Here is a 23,123-nt window from a genome sequence, read left to right on the forward strand (position 1 = left end):
GAATCAAAAGTAGAAAAAAAGAACAAAAATAGGAAAATCTAATTCGAATCTTAGATTATTTATGTTCTATTTTGGATTGGACAAGAGGGCGATTTTCATACGCACATCAACAATAAATGATATTTAAATAGAGGGTAATGCTATATCACATTTTTGGTGATTATAGCATTACCCTCTTTTCTATCAGGATAGTCGGTCCAGCTGGAACTGGCAGATCATCTGATTTAAATTTTCTGCTTCTGCAGCCAGTTCTTCGCTGGCAGCGGAACTTTCTTCTGCAGTGGCAGAAGTTGTCTGCACAACGGTTGAAATCTGGTTGATTTCATTACTGATTTTTTCCAGAGCTCTGGTCTGAGATAAGGAAGCTTCTGTTATTTTTTTCATCAGCTCCGTCAGCTGTTCCGATTTGGTGAGAACTGTATTTAAGGAACCTTTTGTATCATCAGCCATTTGTGCTCCGTTTATTATAGCGTTTAACGTGCGGTCAATCAGATATTGTGTTTTCTTTGCAGATTCAGTACTTAAGGATGCAAGACGGCGTACTTCGTCAGCCACGACTGCAAACCCTTTGCCGGCAGCACCGGCCCTGGCTGCTTCCACAGCGGCATTTAAGGCAAGTATATTTGTCTGAAAGGCGATACTCTCCATGGTTTTAATAATTCCGCCAATTTCACTGGAGGTATTGGAGATATCATTCATAGCTGTATTTAACTCCAGCATCCGGTCATTGCTTGTAGTAATTTCCTCCTGTGTCTCAAGCAGCAGTGCGTTTGATTGCAGGATTCCGTCTGTGTTTTTTTTGACTTGATCTGAGATATGGTTCACTGTCTCAAAAAGCCTTTCAACCGAGCCGGCCTGTTCGATGGCGTTTTCCGCCAAAAGCTGTGAACCCTGTGATACCTGTTGTGAACTGTTATTCACCTCTTGTGAAGCTGTCTGCACCTGATTTAATGTAAGATTTAAGGAATGCAGTATTGTTTCCATAGAGGAGCGTATGGGGGAAAAACTGTTTGTGTAATCCATATTGATTGTAACAGTCATATCCTTGTCAGCCATTTTTTTCAGCACATCGGATATATCGTTTATGTAAAGATTCAGCGTATGAATGAGACTGCGGACATTTTCTGCAAGTACACCTAATTCATCCCCAGACCGGTAAGTAACTTCTGTGTCTAATTTACCTGAGGCCAGTGCGGTGGTAACCAGTTCCAGTTCCTTGATGGGCCGTGTGAGGTTTCTGGTTATGAAAATGCAGGCAGCAACAATGGCAGATAAAGTAATTAGTGTAAACAGAAAGAGCACAGTATATATTTTGGCAGACTCAGTTTTTCCATCTGTATAAAACTGGTTTGCCCGTTTTATGGCGGCCTGTTCTAACTCAGTGGCAATACTGCCGGCAGCCGCAGAACTTGGTTCAAAGGAATTTGTAATGAGCAAAGATGCCTTCCCGGAATTATGGGATTTGCTTAAAGAAATAATTTCCTCAATCATCTGATCCCGTTCTGTCTGGGTATCTATAATTTGTGCCAGTTTCTTCTGGCTTTCCGGCTGAGTCATGTTCTTCTTTAAAAGGGAAGTTTTTTCCCTGATTCTTGCAGCCGATTGATTGATCTCATCTTCCAGCTGGGACAGATCACTCCCCGGTTCACTTGTGCTTATTCGTATCAGGTCCTTTTCAATTGTGGATAAGTCGTACTTAATATAGAGTGCGGCATTTGAAACAGTATAGGGTCTGTCATAAAATGAAGTAAAAGTTGTATACAGCTGGTTCATCCCCCTGGCGGAGAGCAGGGCTGAACTAAGAAACAGGAGAAATATAAAACCGAATGCTGTAGTGATTTTCTTACCTATTTTCCAGTTTTTCATAAGATATCCTTTCTTTGGTAAAAACAGGAATAAGCAGCCAAAATAAAATATTCTGGCTGCCAATCCTTAATAATTAAATAAAAAGTGAAGCAATAACATTAAAAATAGTAGCTGATATTACACTTACAGGTACTGCAATAAATAATAGACGGGGGAACATTGATGTGCGCTCCTCGTCTGAGGTGCAGGTACCCAGTACCAGACTTCCCCCGGAGGAAAATGGGGAAATGGCTGAGCTTTGTGCACCGATTACGATGCTGCTGAAAATTATCAGCGGATTTATACTGGTTGCAGCCGCAAGCGCTGGGACCAGAGGAAACAGTGCAGGGCAGACAACACCAAGTGTGCTGGAAAAGAAGCTCATGATTGATCCAATTATGCTGAACGCAACAGGGACCACAAAAACCGGCAGACTGGATCCGGCCCAGGAGGCCATTAAATCAAGTGTACCTGCCTCAATGGCTACATTAATCAGCATACCAACACCGCAAATCATAATAATGGTGTTCCAGGGAACTTTTTTAATAACTTCAGACTGCGGAGCCAGCTTTAAGAATAATGCGATTGCAGAAAAAACAATTGCTGTCAGTCCAACATCAATTTTGCTGTTAATAAATTTGATAGCAGCAGATGCCGGGAAGATAATGTGCAGAATGGGGAATAACAGGACAACTGCAATCATGACAAGAATCAGAATGAGATTTGTTTTCTGTTTTGCAGTAAAAGCGTCCGGTTTTTCAAATACGGCATGCTGCTGCGCATTTTTGTTTTTCCTCGACATAAGCTGGAATAATACGATCAGCAGAAGAGAAAAAATTACACTCTCAATAAAGATTACTGAAGTGTAGTTAAATGAAGCATCGGCATAACCATTTTCATCCATTAATCCGCGAAAAACAATTCCGCTTCCGCTGGTCATGAAATTTGCACCGGACAAAGCACCACAGTTAACTGCAGCAGCCCCTATCATTTTATCCATTTTCGCTTCATCGCAGATTAACAGCGCAATCGGTGCCATAAATGCCATTACTGTAAAGAATCCAGCACCTAATGCTGCAATTCCTGCGCTGGCAAAATAAAGTGCAAAGGGAAGAAGTGCTGGAAACCGGCGGCAGGCGTAAAGCAGATAGCGTGCGGTTTTTTCCAGTGTTCCGTTAACAAGAGCAAAATTATAGAAAAGTGAAACAGAAAAAATAACAAACATGGTGTTGATGGGCCATCCCCCAATCACCTTCTTCGGTGCTAACCCCAAAGCAAAGCAGCCTAATAAGTAGGCGAATATAATTGCGAATAAACCAGTATTAAATCCTGTTTTGTACCCGATTATGATAGCAATAGCAATAGCCGATACGATTAATATGTTTATCATAAAACATAACCCCTTTTTTGTTTTAGTGAAGTCCGCCTGTTGTAATATCCAGCAGTTCAGACTGGATTGTATGAGTCATATGGTAAACTTCCGATTCCGGGACACCGTTGTCGTAAAGGTATTGCAGATATTGTTCCAATGCAATTTCCCAGTTCGGATTTTCTACCTGTCCTCCATCTGTGGATACCATAACATTTTTATATCCGCATTCGTGAATGGCCTCCAGATTCATAGGCAGGTTGCTTTTGTATTTTCCGCCTCCCAGCGGCTGTGCGAAGCAGTGCTCCAGAATAACGTCGTAATCTTTAACAATCCGGACCTGGTCGGAGATACTCATCCCAACAAGCCACCATTCCGGGTGAGTGACCACTATTTTTTTGACTCCGGCATTTCTGGCTGCTTCTACCACCCGGAAACATTCCTCCGGTGATATATGAGCGGTTGCAAGAACTGCATTGTAATCTTTAATCAGTGCAAAGATATCCTTTAATTCTGGTACAATGGCGGAATCTTTAATCACATCAATGCAGTCATCTGTGGACTGGTTCATTTTCAGCTTATGATTTCTGGCAGACTGGGTTGGCAGCCATATGACTTTAGCACCTAGTTTTAAGCCGCTTTCAACAGCAGCTGGATTGATTCCTCCAATCTGTCTGTTTAAAGTAACACTGCCGTACATAGTGAAATTGTTATCACCGTTGTGTGTTAATTTGTTATGCTGGTTACATAGATATGCCCTGTCCACTGTTGTTCCCTGGTGCGTTTTGATTACAATCGCTCTGGCACCGACTCTTATGGCAGCTTCCATCAATTCGAAGTCGTCATAAGCCCGATGACGAATATCCGGATTGGAATGGACATGCATATCAATGACTCCCCTTAAAGATACCTTACTCATTTAACATCTCCTTTCTTTTATTTGGCAACAGATAGAGCTTTGCTGAAAATCATCAAATACCCTTCTTGGTCAAAAAGAATATTATTTGGCAGAAACTGATGATAATTTGTTGTTTATCTATAAAGTTGCACAAATAATAAGTCGATTCTATAATGAATGCTATATCGGCGCAATCTAAAATTAGTAATAACTAATATCGGAAAAACCGATGGGAGGTTAAAATGGAACTGAAAGAGTTGAGATATATTGTTACCCTGGCAGAAGAAGGCAGCATATCAAGGGCAGCAGACCGGCTGTTTATGGCCCAGTCAAGCTTGAGCCAGTTTTTACAGCAGTACGAGAAAGAACTGGGGACACCGCTGTTTGCCAGAACAGCAAAAGGAATCCGCCCTACAACCGGAGGTGCCAGTTTTATTGAACGGGCCAGAGAGATATTACTTCAGTACAAAAGAGCTGAGAATGAATTGTGGGATAGTGTAAATCTTGAAGGGGGGAGAATCATTTTCGGGATCAGTTCCTTTCGGGGCCGCTATATGCTTCCGGGTATTCTTGCCGATTTTCAGCAGAAGTATCCAAAGGTGAAAGTGGATATTGTGGAAGCAAACAGTATGGAGCTGGAGGAGGAGCTGACAGCAGGGAAGGTGGATCTTGCGGTGGTTGCGCTGCCAGTCCGTTTAAAAGGGAAGGTAGAGAAGTTTTACAGAGATGAAATTTTAATTGTCTGCAGTAAAAACCATCCTGCCATGAAATATATATTTCAGGATAATAAAACAGGGCAGTGCCACATCGAGTTAAGGGATGCCGCCATGTTTCGTTTTATCCTCAGCGATTATAATACAATGCTTGGAAGTATCAGCAGACAGCTGTTTGAAAAAGAGCATTTAAATGTGCACTCGGATAACAGCAATATCACTGCTGCATTATCTGCCAGCATGGCAAGAGCAGGACTGGGACTTGCGTTCACCTATCGCTCCTGCATGGAGGCGTATGACGATGTTGCATACTTATCTGTGGGCAGACAGGGAGTTTTTCTGGATCTGGCTCTTGCATATTCTGCCATAGGCTATCAGTCAAAAGCTGTATTTGCTTTTAGTGACGGGATCAGGGAAAGATACAAAAGGGAACCGCTTCCCATCAGTCATGCAGGAAGCGGTACTCTATAAACGTTATTCTATCTGCTGTATTTTTCTTCACAGTACATGCAGCGATAGGTTTCTTTTTCTGCATCAGAAAGATAAAAAACATGGGGAAGTCCCTGTTCAATGGAAGTAATACAGCGGGGATTCTTACACTGGATGATATTGGTGATTTTCTTTGGCAGGCTGAGGGTTTTCTTTTCAACAATTTCATTATCGCAGATAATGTTTACCGTTATGTTGTGATCAATATATCCGAGGATTTCCAGATTAATATGATCCATGCCGCCTTCAATTTTAATAATATCCTTTTTCCCCATTTTGTTGCTTTTGGCATTCTTAATTATCGCCACCTGGCAGTCTAGCTTGTCCAGACCCAGGTTATAGTAAATTTCCAGACTTTTTCCTGCTTCAATATGGTCTAATACAATACCTTCTTTTAATCCGCCGATATTTAACATGGTTTTTTTACCTCCAGTAATGTCATGATAAGAGCCATACGTACATAAACTCCATACTGTGCCTGTTTAAAGTAGGCAGCCCGTTTATCATCATCAACTTCTACAGCGATTTCATTTACTCTGGGAAGAGGGTGGAGTACATACATATCTTCCTTTGCCAGCTTCATTTTTTTCTTATCCAGAATGTAGCAGTCTTTTAAACGAATGTAATCTTCCTCATTAAAAAAACGTTCTTTCTGCACCCGTGTCATATACAGGATATCAAGATCCGGCATGGCATCGTCGAGACTGTCCATTTCCATAAATTCGATGTTGTTGGCCCTTAGCACATCTTCCCGGATGTATTCAGGTACTCGCAGTTCAGGGGGAGAAATTAAGATGAATTTGATGTTTTCATATCTTACCAGAGCGTTAATGAGAGAGTGAACGGTACGGCCGAATTTTAAATCACCGCAAAGGCCAATGGTCAGATCGTTTAAGCGGCCTTTTAAAGAACGAATAGAAAGTAAATCAGTCAGTGTCTGTGTGGGATGCTGATGTCCGCCGTCCCCTGCATTAATAACCGGAATGCCGGAATGACTGGCTGCGACCAGCGGTGCGCCTTCTTTGGGGTGTCTCATTGCACAGATATCTGCGTAACAGGAGATGACCCGAATGGTATCTGCAACACTTTCGCCCTTGGAAGCGGAACTGGAATCGGCAGAAGAAAAGCCAAGTACGCTGCCCCCTAAATTCAGCATGGCAGCTTCGAAACTCAATCGAGTTCTTGTACTTGGCTCATAAAAAAGTGTAGCTAGTTTTTTTCCATTGCATACATGAGAATATACCGGAAGATTATCTTCAATATCTTTTGCCAGATCCAGCAGTTGTCCGGTTTCTTCCAAACTGAAGTCTAACGGGTTAAGTAAATGTCTCATAAGAATCTCCTTTATCCACTGAGTTATGGTTTAAAATTCTATCCCATTATAAAGCATACTTTAAAATATTTCCACACTTTTTTAAAAATATTTTCCGCAGGCTTTTTTATGCTTTCCTTTGGTGTAAGGAATATGTAAGGAAGATTAAGAAAATAAAGAATGTAAGATTTGCCAAACTTGTAGTATAATGTCATTGCGTGAATAAAACAAGGAGGAAACTGCAGTGGTGGAAAACAGAACACCAATGATTCAGGTTAAGAATCTCTATAAGGTGTATAAGGTGGGAGATACGAAAGTCTATGCACTGAATGGAGTTGACTTTACAATATATAAAGGCGAATTTTGTGCCATAGTGGGACCATCCGGTTCGGGAAAGTCCACACTTTTAAACATGATGGCTGGTTTAGAAAAACCTTCAAAAGGGGAAATTGTCATTGCAGGAAATCACATCGAAAAACTTTCTGAGAATCAGCTGGTTGCATTCAGAAGAAAGCATGTCGGCTTTATTTTCCAGTCTTATAATTTAATAAAGACATTAAATGCAGTAGAGAATGTGGCGCTCCCTCTGTCATTTCGGGGGATCCCGCGGAAGATCCGGAATGAAAAGGCAAAAAAGTACATTAAGCTGGTAGGCCTGGAGAAACAGATGAACCATATGGCAAATGAGATGTCAGGAGGACAGCAGCAGCGGGTGGGGATTGCCAGAGCGCTTGCCGTTGACCCTAAAATCATTTTTGCTGATGAGCCTACCGGTAATCTGGATTCCAAAACGACAAAGGAAGTTTTGGGGCTGATGCAGAAGATTGTAAAAGAGCAGAATCAGACACTTGTCATGGTTACTCATGATAATTATATAGCAAAATTTGCAGACAGACAGTTCCATATAGTGGATGGAAAGATATTCAAGATAGAAGAGCAGTGTCACGAGGAGATAAAGGGGGATATGGAAGATGTACAGGGTTAAGAAAAAAATTGTGTGGCTGCTTGCTGTGCTTATGGTGGCAGTATCAATACCGGGTTCAGTATTTGCACAATATGATTTAAGTAAGAATACATACATTGACGTAAAAAAGACTCCATCTGGAAAGACCGGAGAGAATATTACCATCAACATGGTCTTTACCAATAATACAGGCAGTGATCTGGATGATGTTGCTGTCCGGTTTGACAGAGATATACCGGAGCAGGAATACCAGGCCACGGAGGATGCAGACGAAGATACGAAGTACACCGGATCTGTATTTCCGTTTGAGATCTCTTCCAATACATTTAATAATAAAAAGCTTGGCAAAGTAAAAAGCGGCAGTTCAAAAACCTTCAGCCTTACTGCAAGAGTCCGCAGAGATGTATCTGAGGGTTATTACTTAGTGCCGCTGGAGGTTGTTACAAATGCGAAGAAGAAAGATGACGGAGCTCATGCCTCTTATGAGAAGGTAAATATCTGGATTACAAAGTCTTCTGCCACAACCACTTCCGGTGCCAATGAGGGGACGATCAGTTTTGAACTTGGTGAGGACCAGAACACTCCGTTCGGCACTTATCCGGAAGTGATGAATTTTAATATGAATGTCAGGAATTCTTCTTCTGTCACCGCGTTTGATGTGAATATACGTATGGGTGTGAATCAGGACAGTACAAAATTCCCTTTTGATATCAATGACGGTAACTATACCAGGCATTACGACCGGGTTGGAGGCGGGGAGACCATTTCTGTGCCTTACAGCATGATGATCAGAAAAGACGCCTATAGCGGATATTATCCGATTACCTATACCATTGAATACCGGGACAGCACGGATGGCGACATCCAAAAGGCGGAAAGAACGTTTTATGTAAAAGTGCAGAATAAGGAAAAAGAAGAAGATACGAAAGAATTTAATGCCAATGACAGAACCAAGGCCAGAATTGTGGTTGACGGATTTGAAACCAATCCGGAGAAGGTTTACGCCGGTGAGGAATTTGAACTTACCCTGCATATGAAGAATGCATCAGAGAGCGTTACAGCAAGCAATATTCTGTTTAACCTGGAATCGGAAAAGGTAACGGACAGCGCTGTATTTACGACAGATGAAGGAAGTTCCTCCATCGTGGTCAATACCCTTGCAGCAGGCCAGATTGCAGATATCAAGGTAAAACTCAGAGCTGGTGCATGGGTAGACCAGAGAACGTACGGTCTGACCATTAATGAAAAATATGACAGTCCGGAATTTAAAAATGCGGAAGAAAAAATAACAGTGAATATTCCGGTGAAACAGGTAGCAAGGCTGAATACAGGAACAATCGATGTGATGCCTGATTCCATAACCACAGGATCGGAAACAAACATTATGTTCCCAATTAATAATACCGGTAAGGTTCTTCTGTATAATGTTATGGTATCATTTGCCGGAGATTCCATACAGCCGGCCAATACTTATGTGGGAAACATTAAACCTGGTGAAACCGGTAATGTGGATGCCATGATTACCGGCGCCGCCCCTACTGCAGATGATGGTAAAATCAAAGTTTTAATAACCTATGAGGATGAAAATGGAGTGGTCTCAGATCCCATAGAAAAAGAGATTACATTGATGGTAACAGAACCTGAGGAAACTGTGGCTGACATGGGGGATATGGCGGAACTTCCTGCAGACGTACAGCCGACTGGTTTTGCAAAGTACAGTAAGGTTCTAATACCAGCCGCCGCTTTATTTCTTGTTGTTTTAGCAGGTGCAGCCTTTTTCTTCTGGAAAAGGAGAAAAAAGAAAATGCTGGCAGCAGAAGAGGAATTAAACGATGAGATTTAGTGATTTACTTTCCATGAGTGTAAACAATTTAAGACGGAGAAAGATGAGAACATTTTTAACTGTTCTGGGAGTTGTGATTGGTACCGCTTCCATCGTTGTTATGGTATCTCTGGGTATCGGTTTTAATGAGCTTACCATGGAACAGTATGCCTCTTATGGAAGTCTGACTGAGATCAATGTGTATTCGAACCAGTCGTATGAAGGAGACGGAAATAGTAAACCCCAGTATATGACAGATGATGTCATTGCCCAGTTTGGCAGACTGGATCATGTGAAGGCGGCTTCCCCGCTTTTGCAGGCGGATACGATTATGAGCCAGGGAGCATATCAGGCCAATATTTCCCTGGTGGGGGTAACGCCGGAATATATGGAGAATATTTCTCTGAAAGAGGGGCATCTTCCGGATCCGGATAAGAAAGAACTTCAGATGGTTGTTGGCAATATGGTTGCAAGGCAGTTTCGTAACCCCAAGAGCAGAAACCAGGATTATTATGATGATCCATCTAAGATTCCTGCTATTGATTTTATGAACAAACCGCTGTTCGTGGTTTTTGACACGGATGCCTATTACCAGGCTCAAAGCGGAGGATCAACTGAAAGCGGAACACCTGTAAAACCACCCAAAAAATATCTGCTTCAGACAGCAGGTCTGGTATCAGGCGGTCTGGAGGACTATAATAATTACAGCTACAGTGTATATGTTGATATCAATGCATTGAAAACTCAATTAAAACAGATTTTTAAGAAAAAACCTATTCCTAACCAGCCCACCAATAAAAAGGGTAAGCCTTACAACTATTTCATCTATAATGAGGCAGTTGTGGAGGTAGATGATATGGCCAATGTTACTGCGGTTCAAAAAGCAATTACGGATCTGGGATATCAGGCGAACAGCAATATGGAGTGGCTTGAACAATCCCAGAAGCAGGCGAAGATGGTTCAGGCACTGTTAGGCGGAATCGGTACGGTATCCCTGTTTGTTGCGGCAATCGGAATTGCCAATACCATGATGATGTCCATCTATGAAAGAACAAAGGAGATCGGTATTTTAAAGGTTCTGGGCTTTGATATGAATCACATCAGGGATATGTTTCTGATGGAATCCGGATTTATTGGTTTCCTTGGCGGTATGACAGGGATTGTATTCAGTTATGGGATTTCGTTTCTCATTAACCGGTTTCTGGCCAGCCGGTTTATGCCGGATATGCCCGGAGACTTATCAAGAATTCCTATATGGCTTTCTGCCGCGGCCGTGGGTTTTTCTGTTTTTGTTGGTATGGCTGCCGGCTTTTTCCCTTCTCTCAGGGCCATGAGACTAAGTCCTCTTGCTGCAATCCGCAATGAATAATAAATCAAAAAACACCTTGCAATTTTGGAAGGAATATTATATTATGTTAGACATAGTACGTGCGACTGGCGGATAAGTGGACAAAACCACGGGGAGCACGTTACAATTAAAAGCCGACCGCCTGGGCACCGCTATGGGATGTCCAGGCGGTTTTTTGCATTTTTATTGATGAAGGAGGGTTAAGACGCATGAATTTAGTTTCTTTAAAAGAGGATTTGTCCAACAATTCTTATCCTGGAAGAGGAATCATTATTGGGAAATCCGCCGATGGCAGGAATGCAGTGACTGCTTATTTTATAATGGGAAGAAGCATAAACAGCCGTAACCGCGTATTTGTGGAAGATGGAGATGGAATCCGTACCCAGGCTTATGATCCTTCAAAACTGTCGGACCCAAGTCTGATTATCTATTCACCAGTCCGTGTTATGGGCAACAAAACAATTGTGACAAACGGAGATCAGACAGACACCATCTATGAGGGAATGGATTTTCAGCTGACGTTTGAGCAGACGCTTCGCAGCAGGGAATTTGAACCGGATAGTCCGAATTATACTCCTCGTATATCGGGAATTATGCATGTGGAGAATAGAAGATTTAATTATGCCATGTCTATATTAAAGAGCAACAATGGCGATCCGTCTTCCTGCAGCCGCTTCACCTTTGCTTATGAGAATCCCATGCCGGGAGAAGCTCACTTTATTCATACCTATATGCATGACGGCAATCCGCTGCCCAGCTTTGAAGGAGAACCGAAACTGGTTGATGTTTTAGATGACCAGGACGAGTATACCTCCATGATCTGGGAGAGCCTGAATGAAGAGAACAAGATTTCTTTGTTTGTCCGTTATATTGACCTTGAAACAGGAGCATTTGAGACCCGGATCATAAATAAGAATAAATAGCAGGAGTACAAAAGATGAATGAATTAGAATTAAAATATGGCTGTAATCCAAATCAGAAGCCTTCAAGAATCTATATGGCAGACGGATCAAATCTGCCCATTAAAGTACTGAGCGGAAAACCCGGATATATTAATTTTCTGGATGCATTCAATGGCTGGCAGCTGGTAAGAGAATTAAAACAGGCCACAGGTCTGCCCGCAGCAGCCTCCTTTAAACATGTTTCTCCTGCTGGTGCGGCAGTAGGACTTCCTTTAAGCCCTGTTTTAAAGAAAATTTACTGGGTTGAGGATATGGGAGAGCTTTCCCCCCTTGCCTGTGCTTACGCAAGAGCCAGAGGTGCTGATCGTATGTCTTCGTTTGGAGATTATATTTCCTTATCTGATCCCTGTGATGAAGATACGGCAAAGATCATAAAGAGAGAGGTGTCAGACGGTGTAATTGCACCTGGTTATTCACCGGAAGCCCTGGAGATCTTAAAGTCCAAGAAAAACGGGAATTACAACGTGATACTCATTGATCCGGAATATACTCCGGAGTCCATAGAGAAAAAGCAGGTTTACGGTATTACGTTTGAACAGGGCAGAAACGAGATTTCAATCGGCCGGGAACTGTTGGATAACAGAGTGACTAAGAATAAGGAGATACCAAAAGCCGCTGAGATTGATTTGATTATTTCTCTCATTACATTAAAATACACCCAGTCCAATTCCGTCTGCTATGCAAAAGATGGACAGGCAATTGGAATTGGTGCAGGACAGCAGTCCCGTGTGCATTGTACCAGACTTGCAGGCAGCAAAGCGGATAACTGGTATTTAAGACAGGCGCCAAAGGTGCTTGAACTTCCGTTCCTTGAGAATATACGCCGTGCAGACAGGGATAATGCCATTGATGTTTATATTGGAGAGGATTCTATGGATGTGCTGTCAGACGGCAGATGGGAACAGGTATTTAAGGAAAAACCACCGGTATTCACCGGTGAGGAAAAAAGACAGTGGCTTGACGGGTTATCGGATGTATCCCTGGGATCAGATGCATTTTTCCCATTTGGAGACAACATTGACCGGGCATATAAGAGCGGTGTAAAATATGTGGTTCAGCCGGGTGGTTCTGTCAGGGATGACCAGGTGATTGAAACATGCGACAAGTATGGCATGGTAATGGCGTTTAATGGAATCCGCCTGTTCCATCATTAATCCAATATAGTTACAGAAGGGACCGGGCGGATGTCCGGTCCTTTTATGACTCGTTACTTTACATAAAAATATTATGTAAAGTAACGAGAAGAGGTGAATAGGAAAATAAGTACCAGCCTATATTTTTTGTAAAAGCACTTTAAAGACAGGGGCAGCATAAAATAGGAGTAAGTAAGTTTTAAGGTGGCTTTCTTTGAAAACTTTTCCCAAACCTTTAACTGCGCGAGAGGAACGAGAGTGTCTGGAACGATACCAGGAAGGGGATCAGGAGGCGAGAGCCACACTCATCGAGCGGAATATGCGTCTTGTAGCCCATGTGGCAAAAAAGTATCAGAATACAGATTATGATATGGAAGATCTCCTGTCCGTGGGAACCATCGGGTTAATTAAGGCTGTCAATACCTTTCATCCGGACAGAGGATCAAGACTTGCCACTTATGCGGCGAAATGTGTGGAGAATGAAATCCTATCATAACGGCTTTTACGTATAATGTTTTTACTCTTGTAATTAATAGTCCGGCTGTTATAATGATATCAGGTCTATCAATTATTTACCAGGAAAGGATATGCAAATGAGCGTAAAATCATTATCAGATACACCTCCCATGGGGTGGAACAGCTATGACTATTATGATACGGCAGTAACAGAACGTGATATCAGGGCCAATGCGGAGTATATGGCGCAGCATTTAAAAGAATTTGGCTGGGAATATATTGTAGTCGATATACAGTGGTATGCTACTGATGCAGGCACAAGACGGGATCAATATCAGTACATACCCTTTGGAAAGGTTGAGATGGACGAATACTCCAGACTTTTGCCATGCCCGGACCGTTTTCCATCTTCTGCTGGAGGACATGGTTTTAAACCCCTGGCTGATTATATCCATGAACTGGGGTTAAAATTTGGTATCCATATTATGAGGGGGATTCCCCGTATAGCCGCCCATAGCTTAAGTAAAATACAAAATACAGATATTACAGCAGATAAGATATCAGATCCTTACTCCATCTGTTCCTGGAATCCGGATATGTATGGTGTAATTCCTCAGGCAGAGGGGGCACAGGCGTATTATGATTCTGTTTTCCGGCTGTATGCGCAGTGGGGAGTGGACTTCATCAAATGTGATGATATCTGCCGCATGGATGCACCATCTGCAAAAGAAGAGATTCGTATGCTTCATGAGGCAATTATCAACAGCGGCAGGCAGATGGTGCTCAGTCTTTCACCGGGACCTGCAAGGCTTAAGGAAGCATGGCATTATGAAACTTATGCAAATATGTGGCGCATTACCGATGATTTCTGGGATGACTGGAATCTGCTGAAGCAGATGTTTGAACGTTGTGAACATTGGCAGAACCATGTGAGTGCGGGAAACTATCCTGATTGTGATATGCTTCCTGTCGGTATGCTGGGAAAAGGTTTTGGGAATGAAAGGCAGACTCGGTTTACAAAAGAGGAACAGATTACCATGCTTACACTCTGGTGTATGTTCCGGTCTCCACTCATGATCGGGGGAGAACTAACTTTGATGGATGAATGGACCAGGAGCCTACTTACGAATCCGGACGTTCTGGCACTGCTCAGTGATGACTGCAAGGCAACCCAGCTTGTTCGGAATGAGCAGACCTGCATCTGGCACAGCTGTCACAGGAAGAACGGATTCAACTATCTGGCGGTATTTAATCTGTCAGAGAAGGGACGGGAGATTGCTGTTTCGCCCTGCCTCTTAAACCAGGAGGACTTTAATATGGTCTGCTTAAAAGAACTTTGGACAGGTGAGACGTTTACCTGCAGTACAAAGAATTTAAACATAAGGGTGCCAGGTCATGGAGCGCGGCTTTACCGCTTTTAAGGGAACCTGTAAGGAAAGACATGGGATTGTAATAATCCCATGTCTTTTTCATATATATAAAAAAAATAAGACAGGAGGAAATAAGACGAAACTGATCGCTGTAGGCAGCCGTATCATGAAGGATGACGGGATTGGGCTTGTGATTGCGAAGATGCTTGAAAAGAGGTTCCTTCACTCTGATGTGGAAATAATTTATGGAGAAACGGACAGTGAGAGTTGTTTTTACACTCTGAACCGGGGGGATTTTGTTCTGATTTTAGATGCCATGTGCTCGAATGGGAGCCCAGGTACCATTCAGGTATTTTCTTTGAAAGAGCTTATGAAACAGGAATCCAGCCTGTTTATGCAGCATGACATGAGTTTTCTGGATCTGTTGAGAATATACAGACTCTCAATAGAAGGTTACTTAATCGGAATTGAGGCAGCTGAAATTGTTCCAGGTATAGAGTTAAGTTTAACGCTGCAAAGACAACTTCCCGATATTTGTGGAAAAGTAGAAACTATTATCCAAAATATTCTGCAGGAAGAGACAACGAGTCAGATGGTCTGAAACGCAAATCGTATGGTACCTGCTGCTTCTTGTGCAAATACGATGAATATAGGGCTGAAGAGCCAGGCTTATACATATATTCTAACAGATAAGCGACTATGGCACTCAGAAAATATCAACCATGGGTAAGGAGGTTTTATCATGGATTTGGATTTGCTTATGACATATCTTTGCAGCAGTTTGAAACGATTGAATGCTGATGTAGAGAAACTTCGCTCCAATCAATACAACAATAACGATGTACTGGATCATCTGAGCAGTGAATTGATTATGCTGCAGAATCATGTTTATTATTTCGGACAGATGAACCAAATGCAGGAAAACGATTTATCAGCCAGTCAGATGCCGGATCAGGAAGGGGGAGCGACTGGCTCCGGTGCTGTGACCGGACCAACCGGAGGCCCCATAGGGGTAGAACAGGATGGCGTGATTCCCCAACCGGAAGAAATACCACAGCCGGAAGAAATACCCGAGCCTGAGCCGCTGACCTATTTTACGCTGGAGCAATTGTCTCAATATAATGGAAAAAATGGTGCTCCGGCTTATGTTGCAGTCGAAGGAGTGGTCTATAATGTTACCAATAACCGGCTATGGGCAGGAGGAAACCATTTTTGGGGACTCACTGCAGGAAGGGATTTAAGTACAGAGTTTCTATCCTGCCACCCGGGAGCAATGGTTCTTAGTGTACTGCCGGTGGTAGGTTATCTGGTTCAGGGACAGGGGGAGTAAGGATTGTTGAAAGGAAAACACGCAACATGTCCTTTTCAGGAGCTTAAATTAAAAGAAACTACGCAGATGGTATCGAAAGCAATGGAGGAAATCGAAAGCCAGAGGCTGAAGAAACCAAATCTGGTATGGCTGGAGCTTGATGGCTGTACTGGGAATACAATCTCACTGCTAGATGGACAGAATCCGGATTTTCAGTATCTTATGACGCAAATGACAAACTTTATTTACAGTAACAGCCTCATTGCATCGGAGGGAGCAGAGGCAATGGATCAACTGTTTGATATGCTGGGAGAAAATACATACTTGCCGTGGAAGGAGCTGTTTCCATAAAAGACAATGGAATGTACCATATTATCGGACGTTATGAGGGAAAGGAAATTACAGGTCTTGAAGCAGCGGTCAGATTGGGAAAGCGTGCCACACATGTCATAGCAGTTGGTGACTGCGCTTCTTACGGCGGAGTATCAGCTGCAAGACCCAATCCGGCAGGCTGTGTCGGAATATCAGACGTTCTCGACCGCAGGGTGATAAAGCTGACAGGGTGTCCCTGTCATCCGGACTGGCTCATGGGAACTGTGGCATATTTGATACTATACGGGGAGCCGCCGCTGGATGACATGGACCGGCCTTTGATATTTTACGGAATCACAATTCATGACAGGTGTCCCAGAAGATCTTATTATGATGCCGGCATTTTTGCAACAAAGCTGGGTGAGAAGACTTGTATGTTTATGCTGGGGTGCCGTGGTCCCATAACGCAGATTGATTGTCCGATCCGTAAATGGAACGGTCACGTAAACTGCCCATAGGCGATGATACTCCCTGCATCGGATGTGCCCAGTTCGGATTTCCCGATGCCATGGAGCCTTTTATCACATATGACACCATGAGGGAGGAATAGAATGGCTGAGAAAGTGATCATTAATCCAGTTACCAGAATTAACGGGTTTATGGAAATAGAAGCAGAGATCGGGACTAATACCGTGGTTGATGCAAAGACGAAAGGACTGATGTTTCGGGGATTTGAGAAAATGCTGAGGGGCAGAAGTCCGTTGGATGCAGTGTATTTTACAGAGCGTATCTGCGGAATCTGTTCTACGGCCCACTCTATGGCATCGGCCCTCGCACTTGAAGAGGCTCTGGGGGTTATCCCCTCAGAACAGGGAAGGTATTTAAGAGATTTGCTTCATGCCTGTGAATTTCTCCAGAATCATTTGAGACATCTATACCAGTATACACTTCCGGATTATGTGAAGCTGCCGGAGGGATATCCCCTTTTTAAAACGGATCACAACGATTACAGGCTGCCAAAAGAGGTGAACGCACGCCTGGTGAATGATTACTTTGAATCCCTGGAGTACAGCAGAAATGCTCATAAAATGTTAGCGATTCTGGGTGGAAAGGCGCCTCACAATCATGGAGTATTTATCGGCGGTATCACATCACCTGTTACAGTGGATATGATTATAGCAATTAAATCCATTCTGTTTGGTATTGAACAGTTTATTACGGAAAAAATGCTGCCGGACGTATATGAAATTGGCACTTACTATCCGGAATATTATCATTTTGGAGGGGGCTATCAGAACCTGTTATCCTATGGCTGCTTTTATGGCTATAAAGAACTGGGGACACTGTATTTAAATCCCTCTGTTTATGAAAATAAAACGTTTTCCCATTTTGAGCCGGACCACATCACCCAGTCGGACCAGTATGCATGGTTTAATGAGGCCAATGAACCAGACCGGAATAAACCGGATGCGTATTCCTGGATCAGAGCACCAAGATATAACGGAATACCTTTTGAGGTCGGACCGTTAGCCAGACAATGGCTGTCAGGGGAGTACCGCAATGGAATCTCTGTCATGGACAGAACCATTGCAAGAGTTTTAGAGGCCAGAAAAATCACCCGGATTATGAATATCCTTTTGGAAAATCTGATTCCCAATGTGCCAATGCAGAAGGAATATGAGATACCGGTTAAAGCATATGGAACAGGCCTGATCGATACAACACGCGGAGCACTTGGACACTGGCTGACAATTGAGGATAAAAAAATCCTGTTCTACCAGATCATCACCCCCTCCGCCTGGAACTTATCCCCTCAGACGGGAGAAAGAAAGGGTACGGCAGAACAGGCAATCATAGGTGCTCCGGTGAAGGAAGAGAATATGCCTGTGGAAATAGGAAGAATTATAAGATCGTTTGATCCATGTGTCTCATGCGCGACTCATGTGTTTGTCCCTGGAAGATGGGATAAAACCTTTCAGGTTGTTTAGGTATGTTAACTGCTTTCCGATTTTATTTCGTCTAAGAGCGCTTTTTTCTGATCATTTGGACAGGGGAGCTGGCGGATGGACTGCATAAGCACCTGATTGTGAAGGACTGCAGCCCTTCTTCCCAGTTCTTTTTTATCTTTTTCTGTCTGGGGAGTATATACGATCATGTTCATAAAGAATGCCTTGAATTTTAGCGTTTATATATTTGTATGTTGTTCTGCGTGTCCGGTATGTTTGGGGACGCGCTTTCCATGAGAAAACAAGGAGGATATGTGTGATGGAAAACAGAAATCAGCCGTTTGCCATCTACTCCAGAAAATCCAAATTCACGGGGAAAGGGGAAAGCATCGGCAATCAGATTGAGCTTTGCAGACAATATATCACTGCCCATTACGGGGAAAGCTTTGCAGACAATGCTTTGATTTTTGAAGATGAGGGCTTCTCCGGCGGTAATTTAGAACGTCCGCAGTTCCAGAACATGATGAAGGAGGCGAAGAAAAAGCAAATTTCAGCAATTGTCTGCTACCGCCTGGACCGGATCAGCCGTAATATCGGGGATTTTGCAAATCTGATTGGTGAATTAAATCATCTGGAGATTTCCTTTATTTCAATTAAGGAGCAGTTTGATACATCATCACCCATGGGGAGGGCGATGATGTATATTGCTTCCGTATTTTCCCAGCTGGAGAGAGAGACCATTGCGGAACGAATCCGGGATAATATGCATGAGCTGTCCAAAAGCGGCAGATGGCTGGGAGGAAACACTCCCACCGGGTACCAGTCTGAACGGGTAACTTCTGTTACCATAGACGGGAAGCAAAAGAGAGCATATAAGCTGAAACGGATTCCACAAGAGGCAAAGATGGTAAAACGGATATATGAGAAGTTTCTGGAAACCGGTTCCCTTACCGGTACTGAGACTTATCTCATACAAAATAGTTATAAAACGAAACAGGGGCGGTTATTCAGCCGCTTTGCAATAAAGGGCATTCTTACGAATCCGGTCTATATGATTGCGGATCAGGAAGCATATGACTATCTGATGGAAAAGAAAGTGGAGCTTTTTGCTCCCCGCTCTGATTTTGATGGAATACATGGTGTGATCGCATATAACCGGACCATGCAAAAGCAGGGCAAAGCTCATGCGATCAGGGATATGGAAGAATGGATTGTGGCAGTCGGTAAGCACGAGGGTCTGATTCCAGGAAACATGTGGGTCCGGGTCCAGCGCATTCTGGAACGGAATAAATCAAAAAACTACCGCAAACCCCGGAGCAATGTGGCACTTCTTTCTGGCATTCTTATGTGCCAGAACTGCCATAATTATATGAGACCAAAGCTCTCCGGCAGATACAATGAACGTGGGGAACAGGTCTACTCTTACCTTTGTTCCATGAAAGAAAAAAGCCGTATGAAATGCTGTGCGGTGAAGAACGCAAATGGAAATGAGTTAGACAGGCTGGTAATTGAGGAATTGAAAAAAATCGCTGAAGATAAAAGTGAATTTATCAGACAGCTGGAGGAAGGTAAAAAGCTGCTTCAGGTAGAAAGACAGGATTATGAGCTGGATATCAGCCGTTTAAATCAAGAACTTGGGCAGACTGAAAAAGAGATTGACAGTCTTGTTTCCTCACTGAAGACTGCTAAAGGCACAGCGGCACAAGATTATATTGTCCGGCAGATTGATGAATTGCATAAAAAGAAAGAACAGATTTTAATTCAGGTACAGGCATGTAAGGAGACTGCTCTGGGGAAGGAATTGACCGCTCTGGATTTTGAGCTGTTAAAAGAGACACTTTCTACGTTTGAAAAGACGGTTGATTTTATGGATGTAGAACAAAAGCGCTCTGCCATTCGTATTCTGGTGCAGCAGGTCGTCTGGGATGGAGAAACTGTTCATCTGTATCTGTCTGGTTCAAAGGAGCCATCTTGTGACTCTAGCAAATGAGATCCTGATGCTCCTTCGTGCAAATAAAAAATATTCGAAAGAAGTCTCTTTATATGAACCCATAGGTGTAGACAAGGATGGAGAAACGGTAAACCTTCTTGATGTGATCGAAATGGAAAATAAAGAGACATTGGAGACAATCATACTGAAACAGGATATCAAGGAACTTTATGAAGTGTTTGACTCCTGCTTAAAAGACAATGAGAAGACGATTATCGGAATGCGCTATGGTCTTCATGGCGGAAGGGAATACACGCAGAGGGAAATCGCAGATCTTATGGGAATTTCGCGTTCCTATGTTTCAAGACTTGAAAAAAAAGCGCTGGAAAGGCTTAGAGCTGAATTGAAAAGAAATGGGATTTAATAAATACAGTTAGCTGTTTTCAGGTGGCAAACCTAAAACCCTTGAATATATTAAAGTAAAAAGGGTAGTTCGGTGAAAAATGCGTAATATTATCATTCTGGTTCTGGCACTGAGTACGGATACGTTTGTTGCCAGCGTTGCCTATGGTGCAAACAGAGTAGGTATTTCATGGATAAAGGTAATAGCGGCGAATGTAATCTGCAGCAGCTGCCTGGGAGCAGCGTTGTTATTTGGCAATGTCCTGGATAATTTTGTGCCTGAGATATTCGCTAAGGGAGTGGGCTTTTCCTGTCTGTTCTTCCTGGGAATAATGAAGCTGTTAGACTATGCCATAAAGAAATATATTAACAATCATGTCCATGTGCACAAAGATTTGACTTTTTCTGTGTCAGGGCTTAGTATTATTATTAATATATACGGAAATCCAATGGCGGCTGACTGGGATGATTCGAAAACGCTGTCATGGAAAGAGACGGTTATGTTTTCTTTAGCCATGTCAATCGACAGTCTTGTGGCCGGTGCCCTGTCTGGTTTTTTAATGATTAACCCGGGGTACGCAGCGCTGGCAGCTCTAATAGTAGGAAGTGGCGTGATGTATGCCGGACTTTTCCTGGGAAAACGGCTTGCTGCACTAAAAGGCTGGGATCTATCCTGGCTCAGCGGAGTTTTATTTTTATTTCTTGCATTTAGTAAGCTCTAAAAGGATTGACATATTACCGAAATATTGCTATAATGTAAATAAGTGAATAATGATCGGATTGTTACTGGAAAGCAGGCAAAACCAATTTTGATTAAGAAGATGATTTCTATTTTCATAGTCAAAGTTGGTTTTTTATTTTTTCTTATTAAGAGGTAGTTTATGAATATTGATAAAATCATTAATAATAATATTGTCACTGCACTGGAGCCAGATGGGAAGGAAGTCATCATTATGGGAAGAGGTCTTGGCTTCGGCACGAAGCCGGGCCGGCCGATTGCAGAAAACAAAATTGAAAAAACATTCCGGTTAGACAGTAAGAACAGTCTGGACCAGTTTAAGGAACTGCTGGTAAGACTTCCCCTTGAGCACATTAATGTTTCAGCGGAAATCATTACTTATGCGAAAAGTGTTTTAAACAGAACTTTAAATCAAAACATCTATATCACACTGACGGATCACATTAGTTTTGCGATTCACCGGTTTAAACAGAATATGGTTTTTTTAAATCCCATACTCAGCGAAATTAAGGCATTCTATAAAGAGGAGTATCTAATCGGTGAATATGCGGTTGCGCTCATTGAAAGGAAAGTGGGAGTCAGGCTTCCTGTTGATGAGGCTGGGTTTATCGCAATGCATATTGTAAATGCAGAACTTAATACCGCAATGAATAAGATGATGGATATGACCAGTCTTATCCAGAATGGAGTAAAAATAGTAAGTGAATTTTTCTCCATGGAACTGGATGAGGGATCCTTGAATTATCAGAGATTTATTACTCACTTACGATTTCTCGCCCAGCGGATTCTGACAGGAGAGCTGTTAAACAGCGCGAATACGGAATTCAGCAATATCATAGCTGGTATGTATCCGGAGGAATATGCATGCAGCTTAAAAATTAAGGAATATATTTTTGAATCTTATCATCATGATGTAACAGAGGAGGAAACTGCATATCTGGCAGTTCATATCAAAAGAATGCGGCTTTAGAAGAAAGGGGAACAAGTTGACATGTTTGAAACGTGGAAAAAGCATTTTAAAAGAGGGGGCGGTAAAAGAGAGGAAATTCTGGCGCCGGTGGAAGGAATGGCAGTTTCTTTGAATGAAGTAAATGATCCTGCATTCAACCAGGAACTTTTAGGAAAAGGAATCGCTGTCATACCCTCCAAAGGAAGAATTGTTGCTCCGGTAGACGGAGTGCTGACTGTTATGTTCGAGACAAAGCATGCTGTCAGCATTACTGCAGATAATGGTGCAGAAGTCATGATTCATGTAGGACTTGATACGGTGAAATTAAAGGGAGAGGGTTACCGCTCCTTTAAAAAGCAGGGAGAGGCAGTGAGAGCAGGAGAGCTTCTTCTGGAATTTGACCTAGATGAGATCCGGCAGAAAGGATATGACCTGATTACGCCTGTCATCATATTGAATACTGCGGAGTATCCCAACATGGAATGTCATGTTGGTAAAAAAGTAAAGGAGCTGGAACCAATCATAGAATTGCAGGTGAATAAATGAAAGAGTATCGATATGAGATAGAAGATCCCATGGGGCTGCATGCCAGACCGGCTTCCATGATTTTTATGGAGGCAGGAAAATACAGTTGTTCCATAGAGGCTTGCTGGGAATTACAAAAGGCAGACTGCAAAAGCCTCCTGGCTATTATGGGGCTTGGAGCCAGAAAAGGGGATGTCATTGTCTTCCGGTTTGAGGGAGAGGATGAGGAGGCTGCATATTACGCCATACGGTCTGTTTTAGATAAAAAGTGATCGTAACCTGCACATGCAGGTATGGATAAATATGTCCTTAAGGACAAAAAAAGAAAGG

Annotated in this window: 23 protein-coding genes, 2 pseudogenes and 1 riboswitch; of the genes and pseudogenes, 19 read left to right on the forward strand and 6 right to left on the reverse strand. The window is 42.7% G+C overall.

Annotation, left to right across the window (positions count from 1 at the left end; all coding sequences use genetic code 11):
- Positions 1–183: 183 nt before the first annotated feature.
- The 3 genes from CRO04_RS23160 to CRO04_RS23170 all read right to left on the reverse strand — a co-directional run bounded on the left by CRO04_RS23160 (position 184) and on the right by CRO04_RS23170 (position 4,133).
- The gene (locus CRO04_RS23160; RefSeq protein ID WP_097006621.1) at positions 184–1,866 is read right to left on the reverse strand and encodes a methyl-accepting chemotaxis protein; all 1,683 of its coding nucleotides are present in this window, start codon (positions 1,864–1,866) and stop codon (positions 184–186) included.
- A gap of 73 nt (positions 1,867–1,939) precedes the next feature.
- Positions 1,940–3,235 carry an SLC13 family permease gene (locus CRO04_RS23165; protein ID WP_097006622.1) on the reverse strand — a complete coding sequence of 432 codons (1,296 nt, stop codon included), beginning with the start codon at positions 3,233–3,235 and terminating at the stop codon, positions 1,940–1,942.
- Positions 3,236–3,257: 22 nt separating this feature from the next.
- Complete coding sequence (locus CRO04_RS23170) at positions 3,258–4,133, reverse strand: DUF6282 family protein (protein WP_097006623.1); 876 nt, start codon at positions 4,131–4,133, stop codon at positions 3,258–3,260.
- Positions 4,134–4,354: 221 nt separating this feature from the next.
- On the opposite strand from CRO04_RS23170, the gene CRO04_RS23175 reads away from it, so the two are divergent.
- A complete protein-coding gene (locus CRO04_RS23175) occupies positions 4,355–5,296 on the forward strand; it encodes a LysR family transcriptional regulator (protein ID WP_097006624.1) in 942 nt (313 codons plus the stop codon).
- An 8-nt stretch (positions 5,297–5,304) separates the two neighbouring features.
- Here CRO04_RS23175 and CRO04_RS23180 read toward each other — a convergent pair whose 3' ends face one another.
- Positions 5,305–5,730, reverse strand: coding sequence for an aspartate carbamoyltransferase regulatory subunit (locus tag CRO04_RS23180; protein WP_097006625.1), 426 nt, complete (start codon positions 5,728–5,730; stop codon positions 5,305–5,307).
- Positions 5,724–6,647 carry an aspartate carbamoyltransferase gene (pyrB, locus tag CRO04_RS23185; RefSeq protein ID WP_097006626.1) on the reverse strand — a complete coding sequence of 308 codons (924 nt, stop codon included), beginning with the start codon at positions 6,645–6,647 and terminating at the stop codon, positions 5,724–5,726. Before pyrB ends, CRO04_RS23180 begins: the two co-directional genes overlap by 7 nt.
- Before the next feature lie 244 nt (positions 6,648–6,891).
- Between pyrB and CRO04_RS23190 the strand changes: the two genes are divergently transcribed.
- From CRO04_RS23190 to CRO04_RS23240, 12 genes and pseudogenes are all read left to right on the forward strand, one after another.
- The gene (locus CRO04_RS23190; RefSeq protein WP_097006657.1) at positions 6,892–7,611 is read left to right on the forward strand and encodes an ATP-binding cassette domain-containing protein; all 720 of its coding nucleotides are present in this window, start codon (positions 6,892–6,894) and stop codon (positions 7,609–7,611) included.
- Positions 7,598–9,433: a hypothetical protein gene (locus CRO04_RS23195; protein ID WP_097006627.1), complete on the forward strand. Its 1,836-nt coding sequence runs from the start codon at positions 7,598–7,600 to the stop codon at positions 9,431–9,433. Before CRO04_RS23190 ends, CRO04_RS23195 begins: the two co-directional genes overlap by 14 nt.
- Positions 9,423–10,781, forward strand: coding sequence for an ABC transporter permease (locus CRO04_RS23200; RefSeq protein ID WP_097006628.1), 1,359 nt, complete (start codon positions 9,423–9,425; stop codon positions 10,779–10,781). The genes CRO04_RS23195 and CRO04_RS23200 overlap by 11 nt, the downstream gene beginning before the upstream one ends.
- A gap of 51 nt (positions 10,782–10,832) precedes the next feature.
- A riboswitch (ZMP/ZTP riboswitch) is annotated at positions 10,833–10,915 on the forward strand.
- Positions 10,916–10,969: 54 nt separating this feature from the next.
- Positions 10,970–11,683 carry an IMP cyclohydrolase gene (locus CRO04_RS23205; protein ID WP_097006629.1) on the forward strand — a complete coding sequence of 238 codons (714 nt, stop codon included), beginning with the start codon at positions 10,970–10,972 and terminating at the stop codon, positions 11,681–11,683.
- Between the two features lie 14 nt (positions 11,684–11,697).
- On the forward strand, positions 11,698–12,876 hold the full coding sequence (locus CRO04_RS23210) for a phosphoribosylaminoimidazolecarboxamide formyltransferase (RefSeq protein ID WP_097006630.1): 1,179 nt from the start codon (positions 11,698–11,700) through the stop codon (positions 12,874–12,876).
- 193 nt (positions 12,877–13,069) lie between these two features.
- Positions 13,070–13,345: pseudogene (locus CRO04_RS23215) on the forward strand (sigma-70 family RNA polymerase sigma factor); the annotation flags it as partial.
- Between the two features lie 103 nt (positions 13,346–13,448).
- Positions 13,449–14,732 (forward strand): glycoside hydrolase family 27 protein, encoded by a 1,284-nt coding sequence (locus tag CRO04_RS23220; protein ID WP_097006631.1) that lies wholly within the window; start codon positions 13,449–13,451, stop codon positions 14,730–14,732.
- Positions 14,707–15,282 (forward strand): hydrogenase maturation protease, encoded by a 576-nt coding sequence (locus CRO04_RS23225; RefSeq protein ID WP_097006632.1) that lies wholly within the window; start codon positions 14,707–14,709, stop codon positions 15,280–15,282. The genes CRO04_RS23220 and CRO04_RS23225 overlap by 26 nt, the downstream gene beginning before the upstream one ends.
- Positions 15,283–15,423: 141 nt before the next feature.
- Positions 15,424–16,011 (forward strand): cytochrome b5 domain-containing protein, encoded by a 588-nt coding sequence (locus CRO04_RS23230; protein ID WP_242974612.1) that lies wholly within the window; start codon positions 15,424–15,426, stop codon positions 16,009–16,011.
- 3 nt (positions 16,012–16,014) lie between these two features.
- The gene (locus tag CRO04_RS27195) at positions 16,015–16,341 is read left to right on the forward strand and encodes a hypothetical protein (protein WP_330400921.1); all 327 of its coding nucleotides are present in this window, start codon (positions 16,015–16,017) and stop codon (positions 16,339–16,341) included.
- A gap of 11 nt (positions 16,342–16,352) precedes the next feature.
- On the forward strand, positions 16,353–16,820 hold the full coding sequence (locus CRO04_RS27200; protein WP_330400922.1) for a hypothetical protein: 468 nt from the start codon (positions 16,353–16,355) through the stop codon (positions 16,818–16,820).
- 93 nt (positions 16,821–16,913) lie between these two features.
- Positions 16,914–18,290, forward strand: a complete 1,377-nt coding sequence (locus tag CRO04_RS23240; RefSeq protein WP_097006633.1) for a nickel-dependent hydrogenase large subunit — start codon at positions 16,914–16,916, stop codon at positions 18,288–18,290.
- Positions 18,291–18,295: 5 nt separating this feature from the next.
- Here CRO04_RS23240 and CRO04_RS26445 read toward each other — a convergent pair whose 3' ends face one another.
- Entirely contained in the window at positions 18,296–18,463 is a 168-nt protein-coding gene (locus CRO04_RS26445; protein ID WP_166432662.1) for a hypothetical protein, read from the reverse strand.
- Positions 18,464–18,567: 104 nt separating this feature from the next.
- Between CRO04_RS26445 and CRO04_RS23245 the strand changes: the two genes are divergently transcribed.
- From CRO04_RS23245 to CRO04_RS23270, 6 genes and pseudogenes are all read left to right on the forward strand, one after another.
- A complete protein-coding gene (locus CRO04_RS23245) occupies positions 18,568–20,238 on the forward strand; it encodes a recombinase family protein (RefSeq protein ID WP_097006634.1) in 1,671 nt (556 codons plus the stop codon).
- Positions 20,234–20,602, forward strand: a pseudogene (locus CRO04_RS23250) (sigma-70 family RNA polymerase sigma factor); the annotation flags it as partial. The gene CRO04_RS23245 and the pseudogene CRO04_RS23250, both read left to right, overlap by 5 nt.
- Positions 20,603–20,681: 79 nt before the next feature.
- On the forward strand, positions 20,682–21,302 hold the full coding sequence (locus CRO04_RS23255; RefSeq protein WP_097006636.1) for a manganese efflux pump: 621 nt from the start codon (positions 20,682–20,684) through the stop codon (positions 21,300–21,302).
- 159 nt (positions 21,303–21,461) lie between these two features.
- A complete protein-coding gene (gene licT / locus CRO04_RS23260; RefSeq protein WP_097006637.1) occupies positions 21,462–22,289 on the forward strand; it encodes a BglG family transcription antiterminator LicT in 828 nt (275 codons plus the stop codon).
- 21 nt (positions 22,290–22,310) lie between these two features.
- Positions 22,311–22,814, forward strand: a complete 504-nt coding sequence (locus CRO04_RS23265; protein ID WP_097006638.1) for a PTS sugar transporter subunit IIA — start codon at positions 22,311–22,313, stop codon at positions 22,812–22,814.
- The gene (locus CRO04_RS23270) at positions 22,811–23,065 is read left to right on the forward strand and encodes an HPr family phosphocarrier protein (RefSeq protein WP_097006639.1); all 255 of its coding nucleotides are present in this window, start codon (positions 22,811–22,813) and stop codon (positions 23,063–23,065) included. Before CRO04_RS23265 ends, CRO04_RS23270 begins: the two co-directional genes overlap by 4 nt.
- Positions 23,066–23,123 lie beyond the last annotated feature (58 nt).

It is taken from the genome of Lacrimispora amygdalina (assembly GCF_900205965.1).
GTDB lineage: Bacteria > Bacillota > Clostridia > Lachnospirales > Lachnospiraceae > Lacrimispora > Lacrimispora amygdalina_A.